At 52.3% G+C, this 12,844-nt stretch carries 12 protein-coding genes; all 12 read right to left on the bottom strand.

Translation table 11 applies throughout. From position 1 onward, the window contains the following. Window positions 1-686 (bottom strand): polyamine aminopropyltransferase (gene speE / locus B2633_RS13490; protein WP_483171229.1); only part of this gene is annotated, 686 nt, incomplete at its 3' end. A gap of 42 nt (window positions 687-728) precedes the next feature. Next, complete coding sequence (locus B2633_RS13485; RefSeq protein WP_481040458.1) at window positions 729-1,190, bottom strand: pyruvoyl-dependent arginine decarboxylase; 462 nt, start codon at window positions 1,188-1,190, stop codon at window positions 729-731. Between the two features lie 245 nt (window positions 1,191-1,435). Continuing rightward, window positions 1,436-2,323, bottom strand: a complete 888-nt coding sequence (locus tag B2633_RS13480; RefSeq protein WP_481040460.1) for a selenium metabolism-associated LysR family transcriptional regulator — start codon at window positions 2,321-2,323, stop codon at window positions 1,436-1,438. Window positions 2,324-2,349: 26 nt separating this feature from the next. Continuing rightward, window positions 2,350-3,273, bottom strand: coding sequence for a SufB/SufD family protein (locus tag B2633_RS13475; protein WP_481040462.1), 924 nt, complete (start codon window positions 3,271-3,273; stop codon window positions 2,350-2,352). Then, window positions 3,260-4,009, bottom strand: a complete 750-nt coding sequence (locus B2633_RS13470) for an ATP-binding cassette domain-containing protein (protein ID WP_483171228.1) — start codon at window positions 4,007-4,009, stop codon at window positions 3,260-3,262. Before B2633_RS13470 ends, B2633_RS13475 begins: the two co-directional genes overlap by 14 nt. A 60-nt stretch (window positions 4,010-4,069) precedes the next feature. Further along, window positions 4,070-4,315: a FeoA family protein gene (locus tag B2633_RS13465; protein WP_483171232.1), complete on the bottom strand. Its 246-nt coding sequence runs from the start codon at window positions 4,313-4,315 to the stop codon at window positions 4,070-4,072. A 23-nt stretch (window positions 4,316-4,338) separates the two neighbouring features. Next, window positions 4,339-6,075, bottom strand: a complete 1,737-nt coding sequence (locus B2633_RS13460; protein ID WP_483171226.1) for a FeoB small GTPase domain-containing protein — start codon at window positions 6,073-6,075, stop codon at window positions 4,339-4,341. 39 nt (window positions 6,076-6,114) lie between these two features. Further along, complete coding sequence (locus B2633_RS13455; RefSeq protein ID WP_483171225.1) at window positions 6,115-6,543, bottom strand: Fur family transcriptional regulator; 429 nt, start codon at window positions 6,541-6,543, stop codon at window positions 6,115-6,117. Between the two features lie 118 nt (window positions 6,544-6,661). Further along, window positions 6,662-7,612: a peptidyl-prolyl cis-trans isomerase gene (locus B2633_RS13450; RefSeq protein WP_483171224.1), complete on the bottom strand. Its 951-nt coding sequence runs from the start codon at window positions 7,610-7,612 to the stop codon at window positions 6,662-6,664. A gap of 150 nt (window positions 7,613-7,762) precedes the next feature. Continuing rightward, on the bottom strand, window positions 7,763-9,097 hold the full coding sequence (gene gdhA / locus B2633_RS13445) for an NADP-specific glutamate dehydrogenase (protein WP_483171222.1): 1,335 nt from the start codon (window positions 9,095-9,097) through the stop codon (window positions 7,763-7,765). Window positions 9,098-9,236: 139 nt separating this feature from the next. Then, window positions 9,237-12,728, bottom strand: a complete 3,492-nt coding sequence (locus B2633_RS13440; protein WP_483171221.1) for an FAD-dependent oxidoreductase — start codon at window positions 12,726-12,728, stop codon at window positions 9,237-9,239. 14 nt (window positions 12,729-12,742) lie between these two features. Next, on the bottom strand, window positions 12,743-12,844 hold a 102-nt coding region (locus B2633_RS13435), incomplete at its 5' end, for a 4Fe-4S binding protein (protein ID WP_483171231.1).

The raw sequence follows: 12,844 nt of genomic DNA, 5'->3' as shown, positions 1-12,844 counted from the left end.
CTCCATAAGCCGCTGGGATAGGTGGGAACGCTGGCCAAATATAACTCGGTGATAGGAAAGGACTGTTTTATTCCTTGATAAGCCATCTTGATCACATCCGCATTAAAAAAAGGCGATTCACTTTGTACTACCAGAATGCCGTCTTCCTTTAAAGAGGCAAAAACATTCTGATAGAATTCTGCCGAAAAAAGCTGCACCGCAGGGCCTACCGGCTCAGTCGAATCAACAATTACCACATCGAAGCGGGCCTGGTTTTCCCTCACATATTCGATTCCATCTCTGATAGTTACTTCTGCTTTTGAATCACTGAAAGCGCAGCACAGCTCCGGAAAAAAGTCCCGTGAAGCCTGAACCACATCTTCATCGATTTCCACCAGAATGCCTTTTTTCACCCCCGGATGGCGCACTACTTCACGCAGGGTGCCGCCGTCGCCGCCACCGATGATCAGCACCTGCTCCGGCCTGGGGTGTGCGTTTAAAGCTACCAGGGTTATCATTTCATGATATACCCATTCGTCTTTTTCAGTGGTCTGAACCATGCCGTCCAAAAGCAGCATCCTGCCAAATTGCTCGGTTTCAACCACGGCCAGATGCTGATAACGGGTCTGCGCAGCCCGCAAGGTTTGGGTGACCTTGCAGCTAAACCCCAGAGAGGGGGTTTGATATTCGGTTACCCACAGTTCCAAATAAAATCCTCCTAACCGTATTCGAATATTCTGGTCTGGCGCTTAGTACCACAAAGGAACCGCTGCGAAGGCACAACCGATCTTTTCGACCACATGTTCGGTAGCGGCGGTCTTAATCTCTGCAATTTCTATATTTCTCATGGCGAAGGCTTCTCTCACCATTTTCTCCACTATGGCTTCCGCTTCCGCCTGACTGCAGTGGCCTTCATACTCCATGATAACCCCGAAGCGATCATCCTTTTGGATACCCACCGCTACTGCTGCGGCAATCCTGGTGCCCGGCTCAGTACATGTGATGGTACCATAGGCGATAGGCAACAGCGAACCCTCGGGGATAACCAGTTCCGGATCGTACTGGCAACCAGGCGGCAATATACTGCTCACTTTCAACAGGTTGGTGTTTCCAACCCGGGCCTTTAACAATGCGCCATCAAAGGCGGTAAGTTCTGTTTCTCCTTCGCAAGAAGCCGCAGTTAAAAAGTATTTCTTAGGCAATGGAAGCATTGCTGAACCTCCCCATATTTATTGACAACAGGTATATTATATCCAAATGCGGATTAAAATCAAACCATTTTCTAAGGCTGGAATGGGCATAAGAAAAGCCCGGTAGGTACCGGACTCAGACCGTCGACAAAAGCGAATAACTGCGTTGCTCAATAGGTCCTCTCAATCAACGTACTATTTGTACGCCTCAATCTCGGGCCTATCGAGCGCCTTGCTCTTCGCTTCCGTCGCTCGCTCTGCGCAGGTTATTGCCACTGTTTCATGAATTCCAGGAATGCGTTGACCGATTTGCGCCGGGATTTCTGCCGCGGATAGATGACGTAGAAGTGGCGCTTACTGCAGGCTTGGGCGATGTTCAAACTGCGGATCCTGGTAGTTGCCAGTCTTTTGACGGCCCAGGAGGAAACGATCGAAATCCCCATACCCGATTCCACTGCGGCCATAACCGCTTCAGTGCTGCCTGCTTCCATATAAACGCTGAGATCTTCTTTTTTAATCCCGCAGGACGAGAGCATCTCTTCCACTGCCTTCCTGGTTCCGGAACCCTTTTCTCTGAATATCCAGCGCTCTGAAATCAAGTCTGGCAAGACAACCTGCGTTGAGCGGGCCAGGCGGTGATCTGCCGGAACCACTACCACCAGTTCATCTTCCAGCCATTGAAAGCCTTCGATTTTTCGTATGTTTATCCAGCCGCCTACTATCCCCAGATCCAGAACCCGATCCGCCACCAGGTTAATGACTTTCTCAGTATCGGCAATATCCATGGTCAGAGTTATACTGGAATAGCGGTCCTTAAAGTCCTTTAACAGGCGCGGCAAAATATACTGCCCGGGTATGGTACTGGCCCCGATATATAAAGTTCCTTTGCGTCCGTCCGCAACCTCCTCCATGGCTTTCTCGGTCTTATCCATGGCCTTAATGACCTCCCGGGCGCACTGATACAGGGTTTCACCTGCCTCGGTGGTCTTGAGTCGGCGCCCCGACCTTTCCAAAAGCAGTACCCCGTACATATCCTCCAGGGATTGAATCTGTTTGGTAACAGCCGGTTGGGATAAACCGAATTCATCGGCAGTGCGGGACAAATTCTGGGTTTCCACGACTTTCACATAGGTTTTCAGCAGATTCAGATTCATTTATTCACCAGCCCGTAAAAAGATCATCAACGCAAAAAGCCTTCAATAATAGTATCGATGGCTTGCTGTTCGGTGAGTCCCAGAGACATGAGCTTGATCAATTGTTCACCGGCAATCCGGCCGATAGCTGCCTCATGAGTCAAAACCGCGTTGGCATCCTCGGCCACCAATTGCGGAATGGCTCTGATCTTGGAATGATCCATTATGATGGAATCACATTCCACATGGCCGGCACAGTCAGCTTTGCCAATTAAAGCCGCCCGGAAGACCTGCTCGGAGTTCTCTTTGGCGACTGACCGCGATAACACCTGTCCGCTGCCCCCGGGGCCATCAATATGCATCTCGACATGGGATTCGGCATGCTGATCGCCGTGGGTTAGCAGGCGTTCGATCATTTTCACATAACCCTTTTCTTGAATGTGAACCGTGGTGGTGCGAACAGCATCATCCACCCCGGCGATTTGCACCATTTCCATCTCTATAGTGGCGCCTTCCGCAACCTGTACGGTAGTGGTCGGATTGAGGATCTTTTTGCCCTGGCCGCTTCCTTCGCCATAATGCTTTTCCACATATCTCAGCTTGCTGTGGGGATAAAGGATAAACTCATGTATGCCGTCATGCTGTGAATTCATGTGGCTGGAGTTGTGTATGCCGCATCCGGCAATGATAGTGACATCGGCAGCCTCTCCGATGATAAAAGTATTATAGACCATGTCCGTAAGTCCTGATTTGGTGAGGATAACCGGAACATGCACGGTTTCTCCCTTGGTGCCGGGCGCCACCTCCAGATCGAAGCCCGGCTTGTCCTGTTTAGGGATGATCTGAATATTGGGCGAGGAATGACGCAGGGCCGGACTGCCGTCGATACGGATGTTGACGGCCCCCTGAGGCACTCCATCCAGGTTAGCTATGGTTTTCAAAAGGTTTGCCTGTATATCATCGAATTTCATAAGCCACTTCCCCGCTGCATTGTTCTTTCATTTTGCATTCGATCTCATCTCTGATGTGCGGCCAGATTTTTTCCGGAGTGCCGCGATGCACTAGCATACCGCTCTCCAGCACCAAAACCTCATCACAGATATGGAGCATATTCTCGTTATGGGTAATGATGATAGTGGTAAGCCGGGGATTCTTTTTATACTTTCCCACGATCACGGCGATAAGCTTCTGAATGGTCCACAGGTCAACCCCCGCCTCCGGTTCGTCCATAATGCTGATAACCGCCTCCCGGGCCAGGGTCTGTGCCATTTCAATGCGCTTCATCTCACCGCCGCTCAATCCAGGTCCCACATCACGGTCCATATAGTCCTCGGGGCACAAGCCGACATCACGCAAAGTGCTGCGCAGATGCAAGTTGTCAATCCCTGGGCGGGCGATATTGAGAAGATCTTTGACCGTCAAGCCCTTGAAGCGAGGCGGCTGCTGAAAAGCGTAAATAATGCCGAGCCGGGCCCTTTCACTGATACTGAGCGGGGTTATATCCTGGTCTTGCAGGTATATGCGCCCTTGACTGGGCATGTATATACCCATTATCAGCTTGGCCAAAGAAGTCTTGCCGCCGCCGTTGGGTCCGGTGATGCCATATACCTTGCCGGCTTCAAACTCAGCATTGATGTCGCGAATAATCTCACGGTTTTCCCCCTGGTTATTCTCCACAACCATGGTTAAATTTTCCAATCTCAGCATAATTAAGAACCTCCTGCTGGGTTATGACGAATATTAGGTATATATTATCATAACCATTGGTTATGAGTCCAACACATCCGGGCCTTCGTTCAGTTCATCAATCACCACTGCTTGAGCCAGGTTATAATCTACGGCAATACGATTATTGCCCAGCTTGACCAAAAACGGTCCCCGCAAGGGGTAACGAGCCACTAATTGAAATTCACTGCCCGGGCTCAGACCCATTTCCATCAGTTGCTGGCTTCCCGCAACTCCGGTGTCAATGGATGCAATGCGGGCTTTATCTCCGATTTTCAAGTTTTTCATAGTCTTCAACTCATCTACTCCCATCAAGGCAAGATTAGATTCAGGGCCACCCCGACCAAAAATGAGCTTATTGCCCCCATGGCCAGGATAAAGGCCAGCCTTTTTGCGCCCATCTCTTTAACGATCATGGTCATGACCGGCAAACAGGGCAGTGATAAAGCGATCATGGTGATGGCGATAGTAGCCTCCCTGGGGCTTAAGGACAGATTCAGCAAGACCAGGGGGGCCAGGTAGCGCTGGAATATAGTGATCAATACGGCCACCAGGGCTTCGGCCGGGATGCCGAAAAAAAACTGCGAAAAACCCTGCAGCCCTTTGAACCATTCCAAAACCCCGGTTTCCATCAGAGCGCGCAGGACGATATTCATCAGGAGCAGAAGCGGGAGCACTTCGGTAAAAAACCCCCCGGTTCTGGATATAACCTTTTGCCAGGTGTTTTTCCAGGCCGGAATGCGCAGCGGGGGCAGTTCATAGACAAAAGCCTCTTCCCGGGGCATCATGCGGCTCAGTCCGAAGCCTAACAGGAGCATAACGGCCAGCATGGTGGCTGCGACCACCCAGATATAGGCATGAAACTTGGCGATCACCGCGGCCATCACCCCCAGGGAGGCCGCACAGGGCACCACAATGCTCAAAAGCGTGGCGATAATAAAGCGTTCGGCCGCGTTAGGCAAAAGACTGGTGGCCATAATTGCCGGGGTTCGACAACCAAATCCCAGTGTCAAAGGTATGATGGCCTGCCCGGAAACACCGATAAAGCTGGTCACCCTCTCCAAAGCCACCGAATAGCGGGGCAGCAAGCCGGTATCTTCAAGGAGGGATATAAAGACGCTGACAATAATCATGGCCGGCATAATAATAGTAAAGGGAATCACCAGGCCTTCCGGTACGGCCTGGGACAGAACTTGGTTTACCATGCCCGGCGGCAGTAACTCCTGTATCAAGGCGGTTAATATATTGCTAAAAGGCTGTACTGCGCTGCTGATAGGTTCTTCCAAGTAATGCACCAGGGTTACCATGACAGTAAACAGGCCGTAAGCCAGAGCCAGCAATAAAACTGTGCCGATAACCGGCCGATCGAGCCAGCCCTGCACCGTCTCCAGGTAAGTCCTCCTTACCGCGGGCTGCTGCCGTACCACCCGAGCGGCAATGGTGCGGGCTCTTTCAATGGTCTCCCTGTCGATGGTTATAACATTATGCTGACACGCCTGGGCGCAATGCTGGCACTGGGATGAAGCCGAATCTTTGGAAAGCTTCTCCAACTGAAGGGGGTCGATGCCGATATCAGAATCAAGCGGCTGTTTAATCCACTGCATGAGCCGGTCTAGGCCCCTTCCCTCTCCATCCGGCAAGCCGATAACCGGGCATCCCAGTTCCCGGGCCAGAATCTCCACATCGATTTCAATGCTTAAATTGGCGGCAATGTCCATCTGGTTCAAGACCACAACAGCAGGCAGGCCCAGGGCCAGAACCTCCAGGGTCAGAACCAAATTGCGTTCCAGGTTGGCAGCGTCCACCACATTGACAATACGGAATCCGGTATTGTCCAATAATAAATCTCTTACTATGCCTGCACTGTCCCCAAGCCCATGCAGTGAATATATACCGGGCGTGTCGTAAAAGTAACTGTCGTCTTTATTCACAAAAGAAATCTTGTGGGATGTACCCGGATAGTTGGCCACCAGGAGTCTGGAGCCGGTCAATTGATTGATAAGGGCGCTTTTGCCCACATTGGGATTGCCTATGAAAATAGCCCGCATATATCACACCTCCATTCAGGCTAGAATGGCCGCCCATGATCAGGACTTGGTACAATTGGGGCAATAACCGAAAAATTTGAGGTCGTGGTCCACGATACGAAAGCCCTGCTTTTCAATATTTTTTTCCAATTCACACAGAAGATCGTCCTTAATCTCAGTTATGCTTCCGCAGTTTACGCAGACCACATGGTGATGGTGGTGCTCCCGGTCATCGGCCAATTCGTAGCGGTACTTGCCGCTGTCAAACATGCCTTTGTACAGTATCTCCAAACTGGCCAATTTCTCCAGGGTCCTGTAAACCGTGGCTATGCCTATATTAGGCCGCAGCAGCCGGGCTTGCTGTAAAACCTCTTCGGCACTGAGGTGCTTGCCGCGGTTTCTGATCATCACCTCCAGGACTGTAGCCCTTTGGCCGGTGAGTTTATATTGGCTGGCATCCAACTTGGCTTTATAATTATCTCTGTGCATTGCGCCTGCTCCTCTTTGATAATAATTTTCATTTAATATAGTTAACTTGATAAGTTTTTTCAATCCCATAGGGTAAAAAAGCCGGGTCCGCGTCGCGGCCCCGGCCCTGTGCCTATTCCTATTTTTCACGCAAATCCTTGATTTCGGCCTGTTGGTACAGCTGGTCCAGATAAGCGCTGACGACCTGACTCTTCAGCGTCTCGATGATCTCGCTCCTGGCTTCGTCAAAGGGTATTATTCTTTCAGCCTGCTGACCGGTGGCTTTGATGATATGATAGCCGAATTCGCTCTTCACCGGCTGGGCAGTAATCTGGCCGACTGAAAGGGACAGGGCGGCATTTAAGAATTCTGCCACCATAGGGGTATCCTGGTTGACCACACCCAGGTCTCCTCCCCGGCTACTGCTCGGACAGCTGGATTTCTGTCGGGCCAGTTCAGCGAAGTCAGTGCCGCCTTGCAGTTGTTTGATAATATCCTGGGCCTTTTCTTCAGTATCGACCAGTATATGAGATATTTTCATTCCCGCAGGCTCTTTATAAGTATCCTGGTTGGACTGGTAAAATTGCTGGGCTTGCTCTTCGGTGACCTGATTCTCTTCAGCGATATTGTTCTCAACCCGACTGCGTAAGAGGCCCACTGCCAATTCCTGCTTTAGCTCGGGCTCGGTGATCTCGAAGTCTTTAAGCACCTGATCATATGCACTGGCACCGCCATTGGACTCCTGCATAGCTTTAAAATCGGCCAGTTGCTTGTCCTTATCCGCATCGCTCAGTTGAATGCCCCGGGCCTTCGCTTCCTGGTCTATCAATTTCATCATGATCAATTGATTGTAAGCGGTCTCTTTTATCTGGGGGAGAATGCTGTCATCGATCGTGACCTCCTGGGTGCTTCCCGATGAACGCTGCTGGATCTTATAGCTGCTGCTGATCAGTTTGATGCGGTTATCGTATTCCTGCTGGGTGATCTTATCGCCATTGACTTCCACAATCACCTTTTGAGCACCGTCGGATGCGCATCCAGCCACCAGGAGCATGGCTAATAACCCTGCTATGACCGCAATTTTCCGCATATTATAAATCCTCCTCATAATAAACCTCGGCTAAATCATTATAACATACTATGCAGTACAAACTTCCAACCCATATTCAGCCAAACATCGCCAAAAAATAGAAGAGGCCCCGCTGGGGACCTCTTAAAATTCAGGGACAATGCCTTTAAATTACACCACGCCTTGGGCCAGCATGGCATCGGCTACTTTTAAGAAACCGGCTATATTGGCGCCTACCACCAGATTGCCCGGATATCCATATTCTGCGGCAGCTTCACTGGACTTCTTGTAGATGTTGATCATGATGTCTTTTAACTTGGCATCCACTTCTTCAAAGGTCCAGGAATAGCGCATGCTGTTCTGAGACATCTCCAAGGCTGAGCAGGCTACCCCTCCAGCATTGGCGGCCTTGGCCGGTCCAAACAATACGCCGTTGTCCTGGAATACCTTTACGGCTTCAGGGGTGCAGGGCATGTTGGCGCCTTCTGCCACCGCGATGCAGCCATTGGCCACCAGCTTATGGGCGGCTTCTTCATCCAGCTCGTTCTGGGTTGCACTGGGCAGGGCTATATCACAGGGCACTGACCAGATATCCGATCCGTTTTCGAAGAATTTGGCATCGGGATGGTCATTGAGATAATCTTTGACCCTTTTTCTTTCCACTTCTTTAAGCTGTTTTATTAATGGCAGGTCGATGCCGTTCTCATCCACGATATATCCGTTAGAATCGCTCATGGCCACCACTTTGGCGCCTAATTGAGTAGCTTTCTCCACAGCGTAGATGGCGACGTTCCCGGAACCGGATACCACCACGCGTTTTCCTGAAAAGCTCCCGGTCTTGGATTTAAGCATTTCCTCTGTAAAATAAACCAGTGCATATCCGGTGGCTTCGGTACGAACCAGGCTGCCCCCATAGGGCAGTCCTTTGCCGGTCAACACCCCTTCGAAGCGGTTGGTGAGGCGCTTGTATTGGCCATACATATACCCGATTTCCCGGCCGCCGACACCGATATCTCCTGCCGGTACATCGGTATCTGCCCCGATATGCCGGAACAATTCGGTCATGAAACTCTGACAGAATCTCATCACTTCGGCATCAGACTTACCCTTGGGGTCGAAGTCGCTGCCGCCTTTGCCTCCACCGATAGGCAACCCGGTCAGTGAGTTTTTAAATATCTGTTCAAAGCCCAAAAACTTTATGATGCTGGCATTGACAGAAGGATGAAAACGCAATCCTCCCTTATAAGGACCTATAGCGCTGTTAAACTCAAAACGAAAACCGCGGTTAACCTGTACAGTGCCATTGTCATCCACCCAGGGCACCCGGAAAATGATCTGCCGTTCAGGCTCTACTATTCTCTCTAAAATACCCGCATCAACATATTCGGGATGCTTGGAGATAACCGGCTCCAATGATTCCAATACCTCGGCGACAGCTTGATAAAATTCCGGTTCATTTGGGTTTCTCTTTTCTACCCGGGCCAATAACTCTTTAATATAATCCATAAGGCAACCTCCTTTGGTTTGGCTTTATCCGCAAGCCCAATGAAATTATAGAGGCTGGACGCAGCCCCTGTAAATAGGCTGCCGGCAGATATATTGTATGCATGATTCGGGCTTCCATCTGTATACCGGAATACAATTTTTAGCCAATTAACCCTTGTTCAGACATGGTCTTATTAAAACGGCGCCAGGCCGGGTCACCGGAATAAGGATCAACAAAAATCCGTTTGAAGCCTGGCAATGAAAGATGGGCTTTGCCGTCCTGATAGGCGAATCCCTCCTCATATTGCACGGCCCTGGACCATTTCTTTTCCGGCAACACCTTCATTCTCAGTTCCGGGCGCAGCTTGAGGCTCTGCATAACGGCCTCGAAGATAGCTATATTGTCATGGCCGGACGGCGGTGTTTGTATCCCCTGTACCAGCTTCAGGCTGCCGTCCGCAATCACGTAAGTGCCGTTGGTCTCCATGGGCAGCGATCCGGGTAATACGATGTCAGCCAGAGCAGCGGTCTCATTCCAATAAGGCGCCATAACGAACAGGAACTCAGCCCGGCGCAAGGTTTCAGCTGCTATCATACCGCACCCCACCGGGTCCTCCCCCAGAACGAAAATAGTCCGCAGTTCCCCCCCCTCCAGGGCATCCAGCACTTCTTGGCGCGGTTGCTTATAACCGGCCTGCCATACCCCGGTTGCGTTGCCTCCGGGTGAAATCACTATGATGCCATTGGCCGGCGAACCGATGTGGCCGCTGATTACGGCCAGATCGGCTAATACCTGTACGGCGGCGATGCTGGTGGAATAGCCGTCGACCAGGATCAGAGCCCGGGAGGCGCCCTGGTACAATTCGGCGATCTGAGCCGCGGTATCACCGATTCTTCTGTCTCTGACGAGCTCGGTCAACTCGTCAAAGCCTTTCCAGGAGCGGTCGGTGAAAGCAGGATCAAGGGAACGCTTCTGCAGGACCGCGGCCAGTACTTGCAGCAGGAGATCCATATCATTGTCCTCAGGGCATATTCTCAGCAACGCCAGGTCATCAGCAACGCCTTCCTCCGCGCTTATAACGATCAGGCGCGCGCCCTTGTCGGCGGCTTGCCGGGCTTTAATCGCCGGAACCTGGTTGTATCTGAAAGACCCGATCATCAGTATTAAATCAGCCTGATCCAGTTCGCTTACCTTGTTGCTGGACAGATTATCGCCCAGAATACGTTTCAAACCTTCCCCGGCGTTGCGGGTGAAGCTGCTCAGATAACGGGCTCTTAAACCGTGAGCGACATATGCGGCCGCGCCGGCTTCCTCAACCGTATAGACCGGGCTCATGAACACCCCGACATCGGAATCTCCCGGAGCCTTATCAGGTTGACAGGCTTTTATCCGGGTCAGAACCTCCTCCCAGGATGCCTGCTGCCATTGCCCATCCCGCTTGATCATGGGAGCAGTAAGGCGTTCCCGCTGGTTCTCCTGCCAGGCGAAGCGCCCCCGCGAGCATAATAAGCCGTTCTCCACCGGTTCGACCCTGGCGATCAACCCGCCATAAGACTCAACTTTCTGCTGGCATCCCATTCCGCAGAAGGAACAGGTGGTGATGGCTTCTTGTAATTGCAGGGGAATATTCTTGCCAAACCGGTTCCGTTCTGCCAGGGCCCCGGTAGGACATACCGCTATGCATTGACCGCAAGCGATACAGGAGGTCTGGCTCAATGCCAGCCCCATTTCAGGCTGCACCAGCGTATCGAAGCCGCGTTCCACTAATCCCAGTGCGGCCGCTCCAACAACCTCGTCACATATTCTCACGCAAAGACCGCATAAGATGCATTTATTCATATCCCTTAACATGAAGGGGTGCTGTTCAAGGGTGGACTCAGTCCGGTTCTGGCCATACCAGCGCTGCGGTTTGACCTGGTATTGCCGGGCATATTTTAGCAAACGGCATTCATAATAATCCAGGCAGCCGCATTCCAGGCAGCGGTTGGCTTCGGTCCGGGCTTCCTCCGCTGTAAAGACCTTTTTCACCTGCCGGAAATCGCAACGGCGCTCTTCGGCTTTTTCATGCCGGGGATGCACCCTGCTCTGAGCCGAATAATCCTTGAAGTCGTGCGGAGCCGCTTCCTTTTCGCTTACATAGGGATATGACGCCGTATACTCCAGGCCTTTAAGATATTTGTCGATGGAGCGGGCGGCTTTTTGTCCCTGGGCAACCGCCTCTATAGCGATCCCCGGTCCGGTCACCGCATCGCCGCCGGCAAAAACCCCGGGAAGCGCGGTCTGCATAGTCTCCGGGGCTACCTCCAGATTGCCGCGCCGGCCCGGACGGGTACTATCGAACCCGTGGGCGTCAACCTGCTGTCCTATAGCTGCAATAATGGTATCCACAGCGATGAATTCCACTTCCCCGGTGGGAGTCGGGCTGCGCCGGCCCGAATCGTCCGGCTCTCCCAATACCATCTTTTGCACCTTGATGCCGGCAATACGGCCGCCCTCACTGATGATCTCCTCAGGAGCCACCAGGAATTTGAAAACAACGCCTTCCTCCTGCGCCTCAACGATCTCAATATCCTCGGCCGGCATTTCCGCACGGGTGCGCCGGTAAAGCACCATGACTTCAGCGGCCCCCAGACGCACTGCGGTACGGGCAGCATCCATAGCGGTATTGCCTCCGCCGACCACTGCCACCCTCGCACCCAGATCAACGGGTTCATTCATAGCCACCTGGCGCAGGAAGTCGATTCCTCCCAAGACCCGGGTATGTTCTTCTCCAGAGCAGCCAATCTGCGATGACCTCCAGGCTCCGATGCCCAGAAATACAGCATCAAAATTGTCCTGCAGATAGCTCAAATCAATATCGTCCGGAATTCTGGTGTTGGTTATTATCTTAACCCCGATGGCTTTTATCAGGTCGATTTCCTGATCCAAAAAGGCTTTGGGCAAGCGGTACTCAGGGATGCCATAGCGCAGCATCCCGCCGGCCTGGGGCATGGCTTCGTATACCGTTACCTCATGACCGGCCCGGGCCAGGAAATACGCCGCCGTCAAACCTGCCGGGCCGGAGCCCGCTACCGCTACCCTTTTGCCGCTGGGCGGCGTAACCTCAGGCAGGTAAGGCTTGAGTCTGCCCAGATCCTGACTGGCGGCAAAGGCCTTTAAATCCGCAATGGCTATAGGCTCCTCCACCATCTGGCGGCGGCAAGCATTCTCGCAAGGATGGGGACAAACCATGCCGATGCTGAAAGGGAGCGGATAGCTTTCTTTGAGCAGCCGCAAGGCTTCTTCAAAACGTTCGTTGGCGATTAAGCCCACATATCCCTGGCAATCAGTATCTGCCGGACAGGCCAGTGAACAGGGAGGGCGGCAGTCCCCGCGGTGATCGGACATAATCAACTCCAGGGTTATCCGCCGTGATTGGCGTACCCGCTCACTCTCAGTCTTAATTTTCATACCCGGGGCGGCTTCTGTGGCACAGGCCCGCACCAGGTTTTTCGCGCCTTCCACCTCAACCACGCAGAGTCCACAGGCTCCATAGGTTTTAACCCGCTCGTCATGGCACAGGGTGGGTATAATAACACCGTGGTCCGCCGCGAGTTCCAGAATAGTGCGGCCCGGCTGTACTGGAATCGATTTTCCGTTAATCTCTATCATATTGGAGCTCCTCCTTAATCAACCCTTACTGCCGAGAATCGGGGGGGGCACACTTCCAAACAGGTGCCGCACTTGATGCATTTTTCCTGTTCGATGCTGTGGGGCTCGCGCTTGCC

Source organism: Syntrophomonas sp. UBA1041, from assembly GCF_002316705.1.
Classification (GTDB): Bacteria; Bacillota; Syntrophomonadia; order Syntrophomonadales; family Syntrophomonadaceae; genus DTU019.
Note: the sequence above shows the minus strand (reverse complement) of the source record. Positions and strands in the feature narration are given on the sequence as shown.